Raw genomic sequence first — 21,193 nt, 5'->3', positions numbered from 1 at the left:
TTGATGCAACAAATGTTTTAATGTTCGCGACATTCGTTGTATTATAGATTTATGAATTACGGTAGTTTTACAACTAATAGAAAATGAAAAATGTGCAATCGCATTTCTTCAATTCAAAACTTTAAATCACTAATCCTCTTTTATGAATTTAGTTTCAAAATACTATACTGTTATCATTTGTTTATGTTTAACGATGTTTACAACTATAAACGTACAATCTCAAGAATCAAAACACCATAAAATGGAAGCAAAAATTGACTCCATACTATCCATCTTAACCTTAGAAGAAAAGGTAGCAATGTGTCATGCACAATCAAAATTTAGCACAAAAGGTGTAGAACGTTTAGGAATTCCTGAAATATGGATGGCAGACGGACCACACGGCGTACGAGCTGAAATAAGTTGGGACGATTGGGCATATGCAGGTTGGACAAATGATTCCATTACTGCGTTTCCAGCATTAACATGTTTAGCTTCAACGTTCAATCCTACATTAGCAAGTGAATTTGGATTTAGTTTAGGAGAAGAAGCACGTTACAGAAAAAAAGATGTACTTCTTGGTCCTGGAGTTAATATTTATAGAACACCTATGAATGGTCGTAATTTTGAATACATGGGCGAAGATCCTTTCTTAGCTTCTACCATGGTTGTTCCGTATATAAAAGGTGTACAAAAAAATGGTGTTGCAGCTTGTGTGAAACATTATGCACTAAACAATCAAGAATTATGGCGCGATAAAGTAAATGTAGAAGTTAGTGACAGAGCGCTTCATGAAATATACTTACCTGCATTCAAAGCTGCCGTACAAGAAGCAAATGTGTGGGCAATAATGGGCGCATACAATAAATTTCGTGGCCAATATACAACGCATCATGAACTCTTAACTATGAAAATATTAAAAGGAGATTGGAAATATGATGGAGTTCTTATTAGTGATTGGAGTTCTGCTCATTCTACAAAAGAAGCAGCTTTAAATGGTTTAGATCTTGAAATGGGTACAGGAACTGATGGTTTAGGAACTACAACGGCAAATCATTATGATCAATACTATTTAGCATCTCCTTTCTTAAAAGCATTAAAAAATGGAGAAATTGAAGAATCGGTAGTTGATGATAAAGTTCGAAGAATATTACGATTAATGTATCGTACAAACATGAGCAGCAATCGTCCACTTGGAAGAGCGAACAACAAAGAACATCATGACGTAGCCAGAAAAGTAGCTACAGAAGGAATTGTACTTTTAAAAAACGACAATAACTTCTTCCCTATCAAAGACGACAAAAATATTACAATTGCTGTTATTGGTGAAAACGCAACACGATCTATGACAGCTGGCGGTGGTTCATCAGAATTAAAACCAAAATTTGAAATCTCTCCGTTAGAAGGATTAAAAGCACGTTATAAAAACGCAAAAATAATTCACTCAATGGGATTTGCTTCTGGACGTTCTGTATATGATCAAATTATGCCTTCTCCATATGACGCCGATTCATTAAAAACGGAAGCTATCAAAGTAGCAAAACAAGCAGATATTGTTCTATTTGTTGGAGGTTTAAGTAAAAGTCATTTACAAGATTGTGAAGGTGATGACAGAAGACAATATGGTTTACCATTTGGGCAAGAAGAATTATTAAATGATATAAAAGAAGTAAACAAAAATGTAGGATTTGTGTTAATTACAGGAAACGCCGTCGATATGCCTTGGCTAGAAAAAGTTGATGGCGTTATACAAACTTGGTACTTAGGTTCTATGGCAGGTCATGCGATTGCTGATGTAATAAGTGGTGATGTAAATCCTTCAGGGAAATTACCTTTCTCATTTCCTAAAAAATTGGAAGACAATGGCGCACATTCGTTTGGTGCAACTTCGTATCCAGGTGTTGATATGACACAAGAATACAAAGAAGATATCTTAGTAGGTTATCGTTGGCACGATACAAAAGAAATTGAACCACAATACGCGTTTGGTTATGGAATGTCATACACAGACTTTACCATCAAAAATATTGCGATTGACAATAAAAAACATACAAAAAATGGTACAATAACAGTTACCTGTGATGTTACAAATACTGGAAACAGTAATGGTGCAGAAGTTGTACAAGTATATATTGGAAAATCAAAATCGAAGGTAAAAAGAGCCGTAAAAGAACTCAAAGGATTCTCTAAAGTTTTCTTGAAAAATGGAGAAACGCAATCTGTTTCAATTAAAATCGATGTTGAAAAACTAGCGTTCTATGACGAATCAATTGCAGATTGGAATATAGAAGAAGGAACGTATGAAATCTATGTTGGAAATGCTTCTAACAACATTTCTAAAAAGCTAAAAGTAGCTGTAAAATAAACGTTTACAGTAAAATATATGAATGTATTTAAAAATGTATCAATACTAGTATTGTTATTTTTTTTAGGATGTAAAAACACTTCCGAACACAAAACGGAAACACTTACACCGGAAAAGATCGATTCATTATTGGTAAAAAATACATTCAAAGCTTCCAATGGGTTGGAAATGCCATATCGCTTATTCAGTCCAAACAATTCAAATGATCAACAAAAACCGTTGGTCATCTTTTTACATGGTCGCGGAGACCGCGGAACGGATAATGGTTCACAAATCTATCATGAAGCCGGAATGATCACAAATTCCAATTCATTACTAACAGCTGAAATGCAAGTCAAATATCCTTGCTATATCCTAGTTCCACAATGTTCCGACAAAACTAAAAATGAAGAATGGGCAAAATGGGTTGGAAACTCACCAGAAACTCCATTCAAAGGATTAGGAAAAGATGGTTCATACATCATGAATTCTATTCCTTCCGAATCTGGTGAAGCAGCCTTAGAACTAATTGAAAACACAATACAAAGCAATAACATAAATCCTACTAAAGTATATCTAGTAGGAATATCTATGGGCGGATTTGGCACTTGGGAATTTGTAGCACGAAAACCGCAGCTATTTGCAGCTGCTGTTCCAATGGCTGGTTATTCTGATCCATCAAAAATTGAAAACATAAAACACATTCCATTTTGGATTTTTCATGGAAATATTGACAAATGGAATCCAGTTGAAGGTTCACGAAACATGTATACATTATTATCAGAAAAAAATGCAGATGTTACGTATACAGAATATGAAAACACGCAACATGGAGAAGCTTTCAAAAAAGCATTCAAAGAAGATAAATTAATACCTTGGCTTTTTTCTAAATCAAAATAAAAGCATTCAAATACGAATCATACACATGAAAAAATATATTCTTATACTAGCAATGGCAACCATACTTACCAACTGTAATTCAAATGAAAAACAACCAGAGAAATCTGAAGAATCAACTAAACTTAATGAAATTACGGTTGCTTATAGAACTGATGCAGCGTTAGGAGAAGGCGCCATTTGGAATCATGAAACAAACGAATTGTATTGGATTGATATTGAAGGAAAAACGCTCAACATGCTAAACCCTAAAACGAAACTAAATCGTTCGTTTTCAACAGCTTCACAAATTGGTACTGTGGTTCCAAAAAACAAAGATGAAGCACTCATTGCATTAGTTGATGGTATTTACACGATGAATCTTAATACAGGTCAAACAACTGTATTTGCTGACATGGAAAAACAATTAGTAGGTTGTAGACTCAATGATGGAAAATGTGATCCTGCGGGAAGATTGTGGGTTGGTTCTATGAATTGGCAACAAGAAAAAGGAAAAGCAAAACTATTTATGGTTCAGAATGATCATTCGGTTACTACCAAAATAGACAGCGTAACTATTTCTAACGGAATTGTTTGGACAAAGGACAAAAAAACAATGTACTACATTGATACGCCAACATCTCAAATAAAAGCCTATGATTATGACAACACAACAGGAAACATTTCAAATGAACGTGTTGCTGTTCAGGTTGATTCAGCATTAGGTTTTCCTGATGGAATGACGATTGATGAAGAAGACATGGTTTGGGTAGGAATGTGGAATGGAAATGCAGTCATTCGATTTAATCCAAAAACTGGAAAACTACTTCAAAAAATAGACGTTCCAGCACACAATATTACTTCATGTGCATTTGGTGGCGAAAATTTAGAAACACTCTATATCACAACTGCCAAGCTAGATATGACACCAGAAGAGTTAGAAAAGTATCCACTTGCAGGTTCTGTATTTAAAGTGAATACTGGCATAAAAGGAGTAAAAAGTAGCTTCTTTAAATAAAATTCCAACATAACCAATCATAATAATGAACGTACACCAACCAATCAACCGCTTTATAAAACCATTCTTTTTTGTGCTACTAAGTTTTCTTTTTATAAACTGTGCAAACGAAGAAGCTTCAACTGCAAAAACAACTGCTGAAGATGACAAAATAGAAGTCAAAATCAACGAAATACTTGCCAACATGACGCTTGAAGAAAAAATTGGGCAAACCAATTTAAGAGGAACTTCAAGCAGGGTAAAAGGTCAATTGCCCGAAGAATTAAAAACTGCAGTGAGAAATGGTGAAATTGGCGCTTTTTTAAATGTAATGAACCTTGATTATGTAAAAGAATTACAAAAAATTGCTGTAGAAGAAAGCCCGAATGGAATTCCTTTAATTTTTGCACGTGATGTCATTCATGGATTCAAAACCATCTTTCCTATTCCATTAGGTTTAGCAGCTTCTTTTGATGCTGAAATCACAAAAAAATCATCCGAAATTGCAGCTTTTGAAGCAAGTTCGGCAGGAATTCGATGGACATTTGCACCAATGTTAGATATTGCTAGAGATAGTCGTTGGGGACGAATTGCAGAATCACCAGGAGAAGATCCATACTTAGCTGCTATCATAGGAAAAGCCTATGTGGAAGGTTTCCAAGGAAACGATTTAAGCAGTCCAACAACGATGGCAGCCTGCGCAAAACACTTTATTGGATACGGTGCAGCTATTGGTGGACGTGATTATAACACGGTAAACATGTCAGAATCTTTACTACGGAATGTATACTTACCACCTTTTCAATCCGCTATTGATGCAGGATCAGCAACAGTAATGACTTCTTTCAACGAAGTAAATGGAATTCCAGTAACTGGAAATGAATTTTTATTGAAGGATGTATTAAGAGGTGAATTAAATTTCAACGGTTTCACCGTAAGTGATTGGGATTCTACGGTAGAAATGATCTCACATGGTTTTGCCAGAGATCAAAAACATGTAGCAGAATTGTCTGCAATTGCTGGTTTAAATATGGAAATGACAAGCAAAGCATATGAAAATCATTTAAAAGAATTAATAGAAGAAGGAACAATCACAGAAGCTCGATTAGATGAATTTGTGAAAAATATACTTCGTATTAAATTACAATTAAATCTATTTGAAAACCCGTACATTCCAGAAGATCACACAGGGAATTTATATGCAGAGTCACATCTAGCGGAAGCAAAAAAAGCAGCTATAAAAAGTACTGTTTTATTGAAAAATGAGAACATTCTTCCATTAGCAAACACAACAAAAGTGGCGGTAATTGGTCCATTGGCAAACAAGCCACACGAACAATTGGGAACTTGGTCATTTGACGGCGAACGCGAACACACTGTTACACCAGTAGACGCATTCAAAAAAGCAAATACAAAGTATCAGTTTGTAGAAGGTTTAACGTATAGTAGAGACAAAACAACCAAAGGATTTAGCAAAGCTATCACTGCTGCAAAAAACTCAGATGTGATTCTATTTTTTGGTGGTGAAGAAGCCATATTATCTGGAGAAGCACACAGTAGATCTAACTTAGATTTGCCAGGCGCACAAATTCAATTATTAAAAGAATTGGCAAAAACAGAAAAACCAATTGTTTTGGTAATTATGGCTGGAAGACCAATAACAATTACAAATATTATTGATGATGTAGATGCTGTTGTAATGGCTTGGCATCCTGGAACTATGGGCGGAGAAGCATTGCACGAAATTATTTATGGAATCAGCGAAGCAGAAGGAAGATTGCCAGTTTCATGGCCAAAAAATGCTGGACAATTGCCATATTTCTACAATCATAAAAATACAGGAAGACCAGCAGAAGTTGATCAATTTGTACAGATGGATAGCATTCCAATCGGTGCATGGCAAAGTTCTTTAGGAAACGATTCGCACTATTTAGACATTGGATATACACCACATTTTCCATTCGGGTATGGTTTATCATACACAAATTTTAAATACGAAAACCTCACAGTTGCAAAAGATACTATTGGTTTTGATGAAGAGTTAACAATTACGGCAACCATTACAAATACTGGGAAAAGAGACGGAAAAGAACTTGCGCAGTTATATGTGCAGGATGTTGTGGGAAGTATTACACGACCAATTAGAGAACTCAAAGGTTTTGAACATGTATATCTAAAAAGTGGCGAAACTAAAGAAGTAAGCTTCAAGATTTCATCAGAAGATTTAAAATTTGTCAACTCAAAAATGATCAATGCTGCCGAAGAAGGAAAATTTAATGTTTGGATTGGTCCAAATGCTGCTTCTGGATTAAAAACATCATTCTATTTAAAAAAATAGATGGCAAATATCATACTTATTATGGGCGTTAGTGGTTGTGGAAAAACGACCATTGGAAAAAAATTAGCAACAGCATTAGAACTTCCTTTTTTTGATGGAGACGATTTTCATCCGAAAGAGAATATTGATAAAATGACGCATAATATTCCGTTAAATGACGCAGATAGACAACCTTGGCTGGAAATTTTGGCAATACAAATTAGAGAATGGTCAACAGCTTCGGGCGCAATCATAGCATGTTCGGCGCTAAAAGAATCGTATCGACAAATACTCGCAGCGCATGTTAACACTATAAATTGGGTGTTCCTTTCGGGAAGTTTTAAAACGATTCAACAGCGCATAGAACTTCGTGAACAACACTTTATGAAATCAACCATGTTGCAATCACAATTTGATGCACTTGAAATTCCTACCTACGGATTTCATATTGATATTGAACAAGAACAGGAAAAGATTGTTACTGAAATTATAGAAAAACTACACACAGATGCATAAAACAGATTTCGGTTTACTAGGTTTGGGCGTTATGGGGAAAAGTATCAGCTTGAATATTGCTGATAACGGTTTTTCTATATCAGTGTACAACAGAACAGAAGCAGATGAAGTACATGTCGTTGCTGAATTTATTCATGAAAACTCAAGCTACACAAACCTTTATGGATATACTGATATTGCTGAGTTTGTAGCTTCTATCCAAAGACCACGAAAAATTTTATTAATGATCAAAGCAGGAAACGCAATTGATGCTGTACTAACACAATTACTTCCTTTTCTTGATGCTAATGATATGATTATTGATGGTGGAAATTCGTTATACAAAGACACGATAAGAAGAACTGAAACCTTAGCTTCTAAGAACATTCATTTTGTAGGTTGCGGAATTTCTGGTGGTGAAGAAGGCGCGCGAAAAGGACCTTCTATTATGCCTGGCGGAAGTACGGAAGCATACAAATATATTGCTCCGATTTTAGAAAAAATTGCTGCAAAAGATAAAAATGATAAAGCATGTTGTATACATGTTGGAACTGATGGCGCTGGACATTTTGTAAAAACGATTCACAATGGTATTGAATATGCCGAAATGCAATTGTTGGCAGAAATCTATGCGATACTTTCCAAAACACACACAAATGAAGAAATTGCAAGTGTTTTAACAAAATGGAACTCAAGAAGTGAAGCCAGTTATTTGTTAGAAATTACAATTGCTATTCTGCAAAAAAAAGAAGGTGAAGATTATATTCTTGATCGAATTTTAGACAAAGCTTTGAGCAAAGGAACTGGATCATGGTCTAGCAAAGCTGCATTGGATTTAGGAATGCCTTCTACCATGATTTCTTCGGCTGTTTTTGCACGATATATATCTTCTTTTAAAGAGCAAAGAGTGAAATTTTCTAAACCTATTAATAAGTCGGATGTTACCGAAGGTATTGAATTTCAAAGTTTAGAAAACGCGTATCGTTTTGCAAGAATCATCAATCATCAACAAGGATTTGAATTGATTCAACAAGCTTCTAAAACATATAATTGGACATTGAATCTTTCCGAAATTGCACGTATTTGGACAAATGGCTGCATTATTCGTTCAAAATTCATGGAAGATTCTATAGGTATTCTAAAAAATCATCAAAATTATTTTGAAGACGAACAAACATTTGAATCGCTTCGTTCTTCTGAAAAACATATCGTAAAAGTATTGCAATGTGGTTTATCAAGTAGAGTTGCATTAGATGCTTTTAGTTCAGCTTATAACTATTGGGTTTCTATGACAACGGCAACATCATCTGCAAACATGATTCAGGCACAACGCGATTATTTTGGCGCGCATACATATCAACGAAATGATATTGATAGTACAGCATTTTTTCACACAAACTGGTAACCAACTATGATCGACTATTCTTTAATTTCAGCAGTATTTATCGGTATTTCCATTTTATTATTTTTAATTCTTAGACTTAAAATTCAAGCATTTGTTGCGTTGTTAATTGCGAGTATTGCTGTGGGAATTATTTCAGGAATGCAACCAGCAGCTATTATTACAACTATGAAACAAGGTATGGGAGATACGCTTGGTTTTGTAGCCGTTGTTGTTGGTTTGGGCGCTATGTTTGGCGCTATTTTGGAGCATTCAGGCGGTGCAAAAGCATTGGCTTCATATTTGTTAGAAAAATTTGGAGAAAAGAATGCTTCTTGGTCAATGGTTGTCACAGGTTTTTTTATTGCAATTCCTGTATTTTTTGATGTCGCATTTATCATTTTAGTACCACTACTCTATTCGCTACAGCGAAAAACAAAAAAATCATTGTTATTGTATGCTATTCCGTTATTAGCAGGTTTGGCAATTACACATGCCTTTATTCCACCAACACCTGGGCCAGTTGCCGTAGCAGATATTTTAAAGGCAGATTTAGGTTGGGTAATTTTGTTTGGTTTTTTAGTGGGAATTCCGACTGCGATTGTTTGCGGACCGCTTTTTGGAAAGTATATCGCGAACGAAATTTTTGTAGCTGCACCAGCTTCCGAAATTGAAGAAAACGATACTAAAGAAGCTGTAAAAAACTATCCTTCAGTACGCATGATTCTTGCCATTATTGGAATTCCAATTGTATTAATTGTAAGTAATACTGTTTTGAATAGTGCTTTGTTTGAACCAGAAACCATTCCTGTTGAAGTTAAGGATTGGTTGGGAATGATTGGTCATCCGTTTACCGCGTTGATTTTAGCAAATTTGATTGCTTGGTATTTTTTAGGCATTCGCCGAAATTTTACCAAAGAGAAACTTTTAGCGATTACTACAAAATCTATGGGGCCAGCTGGAATCATTATTTTACTAACTGGAGCTGGAGGCGTTTTTAAGCAGGTTTTAGTGAATACTGGAACTGGAGAGATGCTTGCCAACTATTTTGCAGATAAAGGTGTTAGCATATTGTTATTTTCGTTTTTAGCGGCTGCTATTGTACGTTTGTTACAAGGTTCGGCAACAGTTGCCATGATTACCGCAGCAGGAATTACAGCGCCTTTGTTAGCAGTTGATATTTCGGCTATTGATAAAGCATTGTTGGTCATTGCAATTGCTTCAGGAGCTTCTATTGCTTCTCATGTAAATGATAGTGGTTTTTGGTTGGTGAGTAAGTATTTAGGCTTGACCGAAAAAGAAACCTTTAAAAGTTGGACAATGATGACTACTTTACTTGCGCTTACTGGTTTTGTAACAGTTGCTATATTTTCGTTGATTTTTTAGATAACTTTTATCAACTTTAGTCTTAGTTATTTTCAATACTTTTTACAACACTACTGATTGGAGTTATTTGAACCGCTTTATTATCATTTTTTAGATAGAAAATATAACTACTATTGATGCCCATAATTTTCACATCAATTTTATCTCCATCAATAAATACTATATGATCTGTATATTTAATTTCATTGCTTTCTATTCTATCAGAAGCTTTCATTCCTTTTCCAATTCCTGTTCCTATAAAGAATCCAAATAAACCGACTGAAAGCAAGAATAAAAACCTTTTTAAAAGCTCCGATTCAACTTGTATATTTGTTAAATTTTCTTCCAGTTTAAAACCTTTTTTAAACCAATTCTTTTCTCTTCTTTTTACTAAAAATTTAGGGAGTTGAAACACTAAAAGTAGTATTACAAAAAATACGACTAAGGTTATAATACTAGAAGTTAGTTTTGCAATAGGACTCATTAACACATCCAAAATACCTGAATAACTTAGGATATTAACACCTATTTGATTGTAATAAAATGTTTCACTTAAAATTCCAATTGCGATTAAGTAGATATAACCAACGGATAGAATTTCTTGAAAGGATTTTAGTTTATTCATTTAACAACAGTTTAAAAAATATTGAAGAATAATTGTGATCGCTAAAATACATATTTATATACAATTACATCAGTTTGTACAACTTTCTCAATGTACGTACCCAAAAGCTCCAATTGCTTTTCTTTTGTGTATTTGTAAGATTGTTTTCTAATTTATCAAAAGCATCTTCCAGTAAAGCATCATGCAAAGAACGTATGGCAAAAAGCCAGTAAAATGTAGCTTTCCCAGAAGTTTTCATTTGTATAGTATGTATAATTTCTGTTTGATTGACTCCAAGTTGTTTTAGTTCTAGCTTATGAACTCCATCAAATCCTTTTGGATTGGTGAATCGAAATTGTATGATTTCTTCAGGTTGATATTTTTCAATTGTATACCGAATGGCGCCGTGTCCGCCTTTTGCACCAACCTTTACTCCTTCTTTAAATTTCATAGCTGGCCATTTTTCTTTTGGCCAAACCTCATCATTTTCAGTAGCAAGCGTTTTTAGTGCAGTAATTATCTTTTGTTTTGACGTTTGTATATTTCGTCTATGTACATTCAATACGTTCATTATGAATTACTTTTATAAGCATTTTTAACCATTCGCTTCACTACTATTCTGTGAAAAGGTTTTACAAGACTCATATATATTTTTCCCGTTGTGTTATTATATTCAACTAACGTAATTACTTTGATATTATCAAAATTTTCTTCACTGTTTACGACAACAGCTCTAAAATTTAGATGTGAATCGTTCGCACCTAAAATAATTTCATTTGTGGAAATAGAAAATATTTTGAAGAATGCAATATAACCTCCAACACGAAAATCTTCATTATAATCTGGTGGAATTCCTGTTTTTAACCCGATCAATTTTACAATTTTATTTCTAAATATAAATAATCGTTCAACCCATTTTGGTGAATTGTTAAATATTAAATGTGTAATTTCTTGAAGCGTGTTTGTATGATTTGTAGTCGAAAAAGTATCTGAGAAATCAATTTGTTCCAGTAATTTTCCTTCTAAGTAACGTGAAGGTGTCACTTCTTCTTTTACTTTTTTCATATTGAAAGTATTTGATTAAATTTTCACTTTATTATTATTTAGTACAAATGTACTAATTTTTACGAATTAGGACAAGTGTACTATATTTTTTAGTTTTGCGGATATGAGCAATACTAAGCAGAAAATATTGAAGCAATCATTATTACTTTTTAATACTGATGGATTGGATCGTGTTTCGTTACGATCTATTTCCAATGCATTGAACATGAGTGTTGGCAATCTTCAGTATCATTTTAAGAAACGTGAAGATATTATTCAAGAGCTATATTTTCAGTTAGTTACGACTATAGATACTGCAATTGCGCGCAGTGCAGAATCGCATCATAAATTGGAAGAGTTTTTTAAGATTACAGAAGTAATTGTTACTTGTTTTTATGAGTATCGATTTATTTTTCAAAACTTTACATCTGTTATGAATCAGTATGCCATGATACGAGAACATTATCAAGAATTGATGAAAAATAGAAAACTTCAGTTTTTAGCTTTTACCAATGTATTGATTCAAAATGATTTGATGCGTAAAGAAATGTTGCCAAATGAGTATGATTTTTTGTTCTTAAGAGTTCAAATTTTGAGTGATTTCTGGATGTCTTCTGTCATGAGCCAATCAAAAAAAATATCTCAAAAAGTAGTATTCCAGTATACTGAACTGATTTATCAAACGATTTTTCCGTATTTAACAGATATCGGTCAAGAAGCATATCAAAAAATTTATAAATCGATGTAAATCAAATACGAATGCATCATTCAGGTTAGTCTTCTATTTGCTTCTCAAATTTTATTTTACGTATCCCATGATTTGTGTCCCATTGTTTGACTTCCATAAAACCAAATTTCTTGTAAAGTGTAGAAGCTGGCATATTGTCTAATCCTGTTTCAACAATAAATAATGTTGAATCGAATTTATCCAATACAAATTTCATTAGTTTGCTTGCGATTCCTTGTCTAAAAAAAAGTGGATCTACAACTAAGCTTGCAATGTGCGTGTACGAGTCGGTATGAATAATTTCAACAACAGCTGCTAATGTTTCATCTTTAAAGTACCCAAAAAAGTCAGTGTCACTTTGTATATAATTGTCAAGAGGTCTTTGCAATGGAGGAAAGTTTACTGCTTTTAAAAGTTTCGCTTCCACTTTGTATGACACTTGAAATACAGCACGTATTTTTTTAGCTATTGCTAAGTTGGTATGTTGAAGTTTTTTGATCATTTCCCTGTAAAACTAAACAAAAGATTTTACTTTTCGCTACAGATTGTATTTAATGAATTGTAAGTAGTCATTGTTCTTTACAGAAAGAATATAAGATGTATTTCCAATAGTAATTGTTTGCAAATCTTTTACGTCTCCAGATGTATAAAATCCACTTTGTGTAACAGGGATTGATTGAAATTCTCCTTTTCCATTTCCTTTTAAGAATGCTCCATGACTTCCGTCATTTCTTGGTGTTTCTACTTCTGAATTGTATAAATTTCCTGCAATTAATACATCTAAATTTCCATCTTTATCATAATCATCTACCAATATTTGATTGATGCTAGAAAGCTGTGCTTCCATTGCCAATTGATGAATTTTAAAACCAGTTTTTGTATTTTCTAGATAGATACTTGCAAACGATTTCACTTGATAATGCAATGCATTTTCTAATTTTTTCTCTCCATATACATCAATAAGCGTTGCTGTTGAAAATTCGTCGTAGTTTTTAAATTTTTGCTTTATCCCAGGAACTTGTTGTGATGAACATTGACGACCTCGTAACGGATATTGTTCTCCATCTTCATAGTAGCTTAATACGATATCTTCTTTTGAATTTTGGTCAAAATCTTCCACATAGATATCAAAAGTTTCGTCTGCTGTTGCTTTGTATTTATAGTTTAATCCGTTGTTTCCTATTACATAATCTACATCACCATCATTGTCAAAATCACCTTTGTTTATGCTCCACCACCAACCTGTAGTTTTATTCAGCCCGAATTTCTCTGTTACATTTTCAAAAACTCCGTTGTTGTTTTGCAAAATAGTAATTGGCATCCATTCGCCCACAATAATGATATCTTCCCAAGAATCGTTGTTAAAGTCTGTAACAATTGCGCTTGTAGCCATTCCTAATTCTTCTAAGAAAGGTGCTACAGTTTCAGTGTTATCTTCAAATTTCACCTCATTAGTTGTAGATCTATTTTCCAATAGATAACTTGAAGTTGGAAACGGATATTTGCCAGGCGTTTGTCTTCCTAAAACCAATATATCTTGTTTTCCATCTTTATTATAATCTAATTCATATATACGTGAACCACTGATTTTATTTTCAGGAATTGCCGTTTCACTTTTTTGAAATTGCCCATTTCCATTGTTGACATATAATCGATCTTTTAGGAAGTTTGAGTTTTTTGAAAATTCATAACCGCCGCTTACTACATACAAATCTTGATCACCATCTTTATCTGGATCAAAGAATAAAGCACCTGAATCTTCTGAGATTTTATCAATGTCAAAAGCAGTTGTTTCTTGTGGTTTGAAACCATTTTTAGTTTGCATGTATAATGTTGCAGCCATTCCAAAAGATCCACCTACAAAGATATCTTCTAAACCATCATTGTTAACATCCGTAGTCGCAACCGCAGGTCCAAGTGTAGACATTTTATGCGGTAATAATACTTGTGTAGCAAAGTCGTCATGATCGTTTTCACGATGTTTAATGCTTTTGGAAAGTGTTGTGTCAGTTGTGAATAATGTAGTTGTTGGGTTTTCGGTATTTGGTTTTTGGTGTTGAGGCTTAAAAGTAGCTTCGTTGTGATCTAGTACGAGTGTTTGATTAGCTTTGACATTGTTTTGCTTGAAGATTTTACCATCATTCCAAATGACTTTAAGACTGTCAATTTGCGCTATTTTTTCCAATCCGAAATGTAATTCAGGAGCAACTGATGATTGAAAACCTCTTGTGAGTGTCAATTCTTGCACTTGTTGTTTTCCATCTGAATGTATAATAACTCGTGAACCTAAACCATATTTGTTCTTACTATTTCCTTTGAATTGAACTTTTAGATAGTTGTTGATGTTGGAAGCATTATTTTGAAAGATGACAGCTTCTTCATCTATGTTGTTTATGATAATTTCTAAATCGCCATCATTGTCTAAATCTGCGTAGACTGCACCATTTGAAAATCCTTTGTGTTCAATTCCCCAATCTTGATTTGTTTTTTTGAATTCTAATCCACCTAAGTTTTTGAATATGAAATTGTCAATTTTTTCACTTGGAATTAGTTTACTTTTTTCGAGAAGCGATAGTTTTTCATATTCATCTTTTCCTATATTCTTAAAGAAATCTTTGTTATTGATTTCTTTTCGCGTTCCGTTACTTACAAATAAGTCTTTGTGTGAATCGTTATCAAAATCAGCAAATAATGGCGCCCAACTCCAATCGGTTGAAGATGTTCCTGTTAAACGAGAAATGTTAGAAAATTTCGGCACACCGTTTTCTATAAATCCAGTATTGAGTTGCATACAGTTGTGCATGTATTGATAATGAAAACCGTACAGAACCGTTTCATAGAATAATCGTGGATTCATGCTTGCCATATTCGCTTTTTGACGACGATTGTTGTCAGCGTCCATATCAGCTTGAAAGATGTCTAAGAAACCATCATTGTTAATGTCTGCAATGTCAACGCCCATTCCGTAAAACGCCGTTTGATTCGTTGCTTCTTTGATCACTTCCTTGAACGTTCCATCTTGATTGTTGATGTACATGAAATCTGGAATACTGTAGTCATTTGAAACGTATATATCCAACCAGCCATCATTGTTAATATCTGCAGCAGCGATTCCAATAGAGAAACTATAGTTTTTTACACCAGCTTCTTCAGAAACATCTGTAAACGTATTTCCATCGTTTCTATATAGTTTATCCGATTCAATCGTTTTTGGGTTTTCCATACGATTTTTGTAGATCATATTTGGTGTAGAAGGATGTCCTATTGGATAGTTTGCCAAATACATATCTAAGTCACCGTCATTGTCATAATCGAAAAAAGTTGCTTGTATTGAGTTTCCTTCATCAGCAATTCCATATGCTTCTGCAGCTTCAGTAAATGTGTTGTCTTTGTTGTTTATGAATAGTTGATTTTTTTTGTTTCCGCTTTTTCCTGCTACCGAACAGTAGATGTCTAAATAACCATCATTATTTATGTCTACCATTGTCGTTCCAGTATACCAACGTTCGTCTCCAAAAGCATTGCTGCTTTCAGTTATATCTTTAAATTCTAGATTTCCTGTATTTAGGTATAGTTTGTTTTGCACTTGATTTCCAGTGAAGAATAGGTCTGGTAAACCATCGTTATTGATATCGCCAACAGAGACGCCTCCACCCATGTAAATTGAGGTGTATTTGAAGTAGTTTAGAGAATCTGTTTCAACCAATTTATTGTTGAACGTGACATTCGTTTTGTGTGAGTCTAGCTTTGTAAAAAGCGTATCTGTAGTAGCGGTTGTATCATTTTTGGGAGAACAACTGTAGATGAGAAGTAAAACAAGAAAAACTCTGCTAAGTTTTTTCATTAGTGAGTTAGGTTAGATTATATGAGATAGGAATACGTTTTTAAAACAAAACCTAAACCAAAGACTCCGTTCTTCAACGGAGTTAGTTCAACATATTATTTTGAGTTCTCCTTTACAAGTTTCCTCAAAATTGAGTTTCACTAAAAATAACAAAGCAGTATGGCTAAACACACTGCTTTGTTAAAAGCAATTCAAATATTGTACTATTTAATAAAAATTGACATTTATTTAGTAACCAGGATTCTGATCAGCTACTGTCAATTCTCCATTTTTATCAATTTCTGTAATAGGAATAGGGAATAAATCATTTTTAGAAGCATATCCAGTTCCAGCTAATTCTGTTGCTGCTCTTCCCCAACGAACTAAATCCCAAAAACGTTGTCCTTCGTGTGCTAATTCTAAGAATTTTTCATCTACAATAGCATCAAATAAATCGGTTCCTGCTAGTGACATACTAACGTCTGCCAATCCGGCTCTATTTCTAACTTTATTTAATTCAGTACGTGCATTTCCATCTTGTCCAGCTTTGTTGTATGCTTCTGCAGCTAGTAATAATACTTCTGCATAACGGAATATTCTAAAGTTTGTACTGTAGTTTAATTCACGAACTCCATCAGAACTTGTTTCTTCTGACCTTGAAGCATATTTTGTTCTAATTGATCCTTCATAATCCCAGATAACTCCACCAGTAGCACTTGTTGGATCAACATTTCCTCCAGCAGCTATTAATTCAGCTTCTGTAAGAAGTGTAGCAGCTTTTCTGTTTGTATCTCCGGCCGCATCAAATGCATTTGCAAGTTTAGCAGTTGGCAGGTTGAATCCCCATCCATTTAATAATCCAGTACCTGTTACGTCAAAGATTCCATCTCCTCTAGGTCCCATTAATTGGATGTGTAAGTTACTTTCGTTTCTTCCTCCCCAAGCAATATTTCCCCAGTCTCTTCCAGACGTAGAAACAAAACCTAGTTCCACTAAAGATTCTTCTCCAAATTCACTAGCTTGAGTCCATACATCAGCAGGTGTAGCTTCTAAATCGTGAGATGGATTTCCAATTACTGACTGAAAGAAAGGTAATGCTTCTGAGTGTCTTTCTTGGAATACTAATACTTTCCCCATTAATGCTTCAGCTGCTCCTTTTGAGAATCTGAATTCGTCAGCTACTGCTGATTTTGCAGGTAAGTTTGCGATTGCATCTGTTAAGTCTGACTCAACTTGCACATAAATTTCTGCTCTTGTTGATTTTCCTAATCCAAAATCGGCAGCTCCTTGTGGCAATGTTAATCGTAATGGTACATCACCAAACATCGTTGTTAATTCAAAGTAACACCAAGCTCTGATAAATTTAGCTTCAGCTGTTGCTCTATCTTTGTTACTTAAAGTACTTTCCTTTAAGCTTTCAATTACTAAGTTAGACAGTGCAATAGTACTATAAAAGTTATTCCATACACTTTCTATAGATCCGTTAGCTGTTGAGATATTTGCATAATCATCAATATCTTGCAATTGAGGTTGATCACTTGAGTTACCTCCAGCTGCATTTGCATCATCTCCAGGAAGTAGTTTTACAAGAAAGGCACTGTGCCAATCTCTACTATAGTTTAAGTGAAATAAATCATAGATACCGATTACGGCTGCTTCTACATTTGCTTCCTCTTGGAAAAATGTTTCTAGGTCTTCTACATTTTCAGGATCGTTTGTAGTAAAGTCATCACTACATGCAATTATTCCTAAAAATAAAATTACTGCGGTTAAAAAAATATTTTTTTTCATTTTCAAAAAGTTTTTTTTGATTAAAAGTCTAATGCTAATCCGAAAATCATTCTAGCTGCTGTTGGATAATAACCTCTATCTACTCCAATATCATTAAATCCAAAGTTTCCAATTTCAGGATCTAATCCTCTGTATTTTGTGAATGTAAAGTAGTCATCTAAAGATAAGTATAATCTTAGATTGTTTAAGTGTAGTTTTTCCGTTATTCTTTGAGGTAAAGTATATCCAAATTGAATTTGCTTTATTCTCATGTATGAACCATCTTCTACCATTAAGTCAGTATCGTACGAATCAGTAATTGTTGCAGCTGATGGAAAAGTTGCATTATCACCAGGGTTTTGCCATCTTTCATCGAAATAATGTACAAGTTTATTAGTGATAGGTCTAGAAGGTTGGTTGTACGAAGTAAAGATTTCGTTTCCAAGAGTTCCCTGGTATTGTAAATTAAAGTCAAAAGCTTTGTATTGGAACGCAAGGTTTCCTCCAAATAACACATCTGGATGTGGTGAACCGATAAATGTTTTGTCAGCATTTGTAACGTTTCCGTCACCATCTGTATCTACTCTTTGTAATTCTCCTGTTGCTGGATCAACTCCATTTGTTTGGTATCCGAAGAAGTACCATGCTGGTAAACCTTCTGTAAATCTTGTAATTCCATCATCATTTTGTGGCGCTCCAGCACCTTTGATTGATGTTCCTTGAGGTAAGAATAAGATTTCAGTTACTTCGTTTTTTAACGTAGATAAGTTTGCATTGATTTGATATTTGAATTCATTATCATTGTTTGAGTATCCTACTTCAAATTCAAAACCTGAGTTTTCAATTGTTCCTGCGTTGAATTCATTAGATGTAAATCCTGCTGAACCTGGTGTAATTAAACTACCATCAGATACAATTAAGTCTTCTGTTGTTTTCTTGTAGTAATCAACTGAGAAACGTAATTTGTTTTTTAGTGCTCTAAAGTCAACACCAAAGTTTGTTTGTGTTGATGTTTCCCAAACTAAATTAGCGTTTGCAAATCCTGTAATTTGTGCTCCTCCAACACCTAAGTAATCAATTGGCTGTCCATTAATGTTTCTTGTAATACTAATAAGATCTGAATTTCCTGATAAATTAGATTTGTTACCATTTTGTCCCCAACTTCCTCTTACTTTGAAGTAGTTTACAAATGAATCTGGATTCCAGAAATCTTCTTTAGACGCTACCCAACCTCCAGAGAATGCTGAGAATGTACCAGCTTTGTTTGCTGTTGGGAATTTGTCAGAACGATCACGTCTTATAGATGCTTCAAACAAGTATTTACCTGCATAATCATACGATAGTCTACTATACATAGAAACTAAGTTGTCTCTGAATGTATTGATATTTGCTGTTCTATCATCTACATTATATCCTGGTAAATCTAAATCGAATCCTGTAAAGTCAGGAATTCCGATAGATCCACTTCTTGATAAAACTGTTGGTATTTCAGTTTCTTCCGCAGAATATCCTGCTAATAAAGAGAAGTTATGATTATCAAATGATTTCTTATATGAAGCAAAGTTTTCCCACAACCATCTTTTTGAGCGTATTCTTGACTCAGACATTGTAAAAGTTGTATTCTGCGATTCAGAAGCTACGAAGTATGGTGTAATTGTATTTTGATTTAAAAAATCTCTGTACTCATATCCAAATCTAGTAGTGAAGTTTAATCCTTCTAAGATGCTAAATTTCGCATAGATTGTAGATAAAAATTGATTATTCTCATTTAAAGTTCTGTTTACATCTGCCAATGCAACCGGATTTATAGTTTCTCCCGTAGAATATACTGGATATCCATATATGGCTCCATAACTACTCGTTAGTAATGGTACATCTGGGAATCCATTATCTGCTGCTCTAGTAATTACTTCTTGCGGTATTCCTCCTTCGGATGTATACTTAACTGGCGTTAATGGATCTAATACCAATGCATTTTGTATTACACCACGTGTATCATTGTTTTCCTGAACACCTCGTTTATTAATAAATGAAGCCGTAGCACTTGCACCAACTTCTACCCAATCCGTAAGTTCCGTTTTTAAGTTTAAACGAAATGATGTTCTTTTAAAAGAAGAGTTTTCTCTTGCTACAATACCATCTTGATCGGTATGCGCTACTGAGAAATAATATCCAATATTAGCAGCTTCTCCTGATAGACTCAAGTCATAACGTTGCATAAAAGCTGTACCAAATAATGCATCAATCCAATTGGTATCAATTCCGTTATCAACTACTGAAGTAATTCCTGCTTCGTTCATGTATGTTACAAACTCAGACGCATTCATTAACTCTATATCACTTTGTAAAAATTGAGCTCCAATTTGCGAATTAAAGTTTACTTTGATGCCTTTACCTTTTCCACTTTTAGTTGTAATGATGATTACACCATTTGCACCTTCTGTACCATATATTGCAGCTGAAGCAGCATCTTTTAATACTTCTAAGTTTTCAATATCTGATGGTGGAATGTTATCAATGGTAGAAACTTTCATTCCATCTACAATAAATAAAGGTTCTGAGCTTCCACTTGATCCTGTTCCTCTAATTCTAATTCGAGCACCTGAACCTGGCGAACCAGATGATGAAGAAACGGTAACACCAGAAGTACGACCTTGTAATGCTTGTTCAACACGTTGGTTAGAAACACTTTTAATGTCTTCACTGTTTACACTTGATATTGCTCCTGTAACTAAGCTTTTCTTTTTAGCACCATATCCTACAACAATTACTTCATCTAATGCTGCGGCATCTTCTACCAAAGCAATATTTACTGTAGCTTGCCCATTTACGGCAACTTCCTGTGCAACATATCCAACATAGCTTACAACTAATGTTGCATCTGAAGCTACGTTGTTTAGTGTGTAATCACCATCAAAGTTTGTTGATGTACCATTATCGGTTCCTTTTACTACGACTGTTGCACCGGGTAAAGGTCCGTCAGCACTTGTTACTTTCCCTTTGATAGTTTGCGCTTGTAAAAAGCTTCCATAGAGAAAGGCTATTAAAAAGAATAGCTTTTTTAGCGGTATAATCTTCATAGAAATTGGTTTAATGTTAGTTAGTTTGTTTTGTTTGAATATTGATTTTAAAAAATAAAAACGATGAGAAAAATTATTAATCCAATAATTGCAGCAATGAGAATTAACTCATTTAGCATTTTCCATTTAAATTTTTTAATTCGCATTTCACAAATGTTAAAAAAATATTAATTAATTAATGTGAATTATAAAGCATATGATGCAAATTTTGATGCGTTTTATAAAAACTACAACGTTGTCGTAGCATATGTTTTAGTATATACGCTACATTTTTCACATTCTAACAAAACAGTAGAATAAAAAACCTTTGTTATTAATTTTCAAGCACTTAGATTTTATTCTTTATAATAAATGATGCTAAATTTCATAAAAAAGCAATCACAGCACATTT

General features: G+C 33.9%; 15 protein-coding genes. 8 read left to right on the top strand and 7 right to left on the bottom strand.

Annotated elements, in window-relative coordinates:
* Window positions 1-241: 241 nt before the first annotated feature.
* The 7 genes from ACUUYC_RS13415 to ACUUYC_RS13385 are packed head-to-tail and all read left to right on the top strand — an operon-like array spanning window position 242 to window position 9,775.
* On the top strand, window positions 242-2,344 hold the full coding sequence (locus tag ACUUYC_RS13415) for a beta-glucosidase (RefSeq protein ID WP_474266435.1): 2,103 nt from the start codon (window positions 242-244) through the stop codon (window positions 2,342-2,344).
* 18 nt (window positions 2,345-2,362) lie between these two features.
* Window positions 2,363-3,223, top strand: a complete 861-nt coding sequence (locus ACUUYC_RS13410; RefSeq protein WP_474266434.1) for a carboxylesterase family protein — start codon at window positions 2,363-2,365, stop codon at window positions 3,221-3,223.
* 25 nt (window positions 3,224-3,248) lie between these two features.
* Window positions 3,249-4,217 carry an SMP-30/gluconolactonase/LRE family protein gene (locus ACUUYC_RS13405; RefSeq protein WP_474266432.1) on the top strand — a complete coding sequence of 323 codons (969 nt, stop codon included), beginning with the start codon at window positions 3,249-3,251 and terminating at the stop codon, window positions 4,215-4,217.
* 25 nt (window positions 4,218-4,242) lie between these two features.
* On the top strand, window positions 4,243-6,534 hold the full coding sequence (locus ACUUYC_RS13400) for a glycoside hydrolase family 3 N-terminal domain-containing protein (protein ID WP_474266431.1): 2,292 nt from the start codon (window positions 4,243-4,245) through the stop codon (window positions 6,532-6,534).
* Entirely contained in the window at window positions 6,535-7,029 is a 495-nt protein-coding gene (locus ACUUYC_RS13395) for a gluconokinase (protein ID WP_474266430.1), read from the top strand.
* A complete protein-coding gene (gene gndA, locus ACUUYC_RS13390) occupies window positions 7,022-8,413 on the top strand; it encodes an NADP-dependent phosphogluconate dehydrogenase (protein ID WP_474266429.1) in 1,392 nt (463 codons plus the stop codon). Before ACUUYC_RS13395 ends, gndA begins: the two co-directional genes overlap by 8 nt.
* A gap of 6 nt (window positions 8,414-8,419) precedes the next feature.
* A complete protein-coding gene (locus ACUUYC_RS13385) occupies window positions 8,420-9,775 on the top strand; it encodes a GntP family permease (RefSeq protein ID WP_474266427.1) in 1,356 nt (451 codons plus the stop codon).
* Window positions 9,776-9,797: 22 nt separating this feature from the next.
* Here the strand turns inward: ACUUYC_RS13385 and ACUUYC_RS13380 are convergent, their stop codons facing one another.
* The 3 genes from ACUUYC_RS13380 to ACUUYC_RS13370 form a co-directional block, all read right to left on the bottom strand.
* Window positions 9,798-10,379, bottom strand: a complete 582-nt coding sequence (locus ACUUYC_RS13380; RefSeq protein ID WP_474266425.1) for a hypothetical protein — start codon at window positions 10,377-10,379, stop codon at window positions 9,798-9,800.
* A gap of 64 nt (window positions 10,380-10,443) precedes the next feature.
* Window positions 10,444-10,929, bottom strand: a complete 486-nt coding sequence (locus ACUUYC_RS13375; RefSeq protein WP_474266424.1) for a hypothetical protein — start codon at window positions 10,927-10,929, stop codon at window positions 10,444-10,446.
* Window positions 10,929-11,423, bottom strand: a complete 495-nt coding sequence (locus ACUUYC_RS13370) for a DUF2867 domain-containing protein (RefSeq protein ID WP_474266423.1) — start codon at window positions 11,421-11,423, stop codon at window positions 10,929-10,931. Before ACUUYC_RS13370 ends, ACUUYC_RS13375 begins: the two co-directional genes overlap by 1 nt.
* A gap of 103 nt (window positions 11,424-11,526) precedes the next feature.
* Between ACUUYC_RS13370 and ACUUYC_RS13365 the strand changes: the two genes are divergently transcribed.
* A complete protein-coding gene (locus ACUUYC_RS13365; protein ID WP_474266422.1) occupies window positions 11,527-12,150 on the top strand; it encodes a TetR/AcrR family transcriptional regulator in 624 nt (207 codons plus the stop codon).
* A gap of 25 nt (window positions 12,151-12,175) precedes the next feature.
* On the opposite strand, the gene ACUUYC_RS13360 is transcribed toward ACUUYC_RS13365, so the two are convergent.
* From ACUUYC_RS13360 to ACUUYC_RS13345, 4 genes are all read right to left on the bottom strand, one after another.
* On the bottom strand, window positions 12,176-12,631 hold the full coding sequence (locus ACUUYC_RS13360) for a GNAT family N-acetyltransferase (RefSeq protein ID WP_474266420.1): 456 nt from the start codon (window positions 12,629-12,631) through the stop codon (window positions 12,176-12,178).
* A gap of 36 nt (window positions 12,632-12,667) precedes the next feature.
* Window positions 12,668-15,973, bottom strand: coding sequence for a VCBS repeat-containing protein (locus ACUUYC_RS13355; RefSeq protein ID WP_474266419.1), 3,306 nt, complete (start codon window positions 15,971-15,973; stop codon window positions 12,668-12,670).
* 228 nt (window positions 15,974-16,201) lie between these two features.
* Complete coding sequence (locus ACUUYC_RS13350; RefSeq protein WP_474266418.1) at window positions 16,202-17,743, bottom strand: RagB/SusD family nutrient uptake outer membrane protein; 1,542 nt, start codon at window positions 17,741-17,743, stop codon at window positions 16,202-16,204.
* Between the two features lie 20 nt (window positions 17,744-17,763).
* Window positions 17,764-20,802 carry a SusC/RagA family TonB-linked outer membrane protein gene (locus tag ACUUYC_RS13345; RefSeq protein WP_474266416.1) on the bottom strand — a complete coding sequence of 1,013 codons (3,039 nt, stop codon included), beginning with the start codon at window positions 20,800-20,802 and terminating at the stop codon, window positions 17,764-17,766.
* Between the last annotated feature and the right edge of the window lie 391 nt (window positions 20,803-21,193).

This window comes from Kordia sp. E, from assembly GCF_056033805.1.
This window is presented reverse-complemented; position numbering and strand designations above follow the sequence as displayed.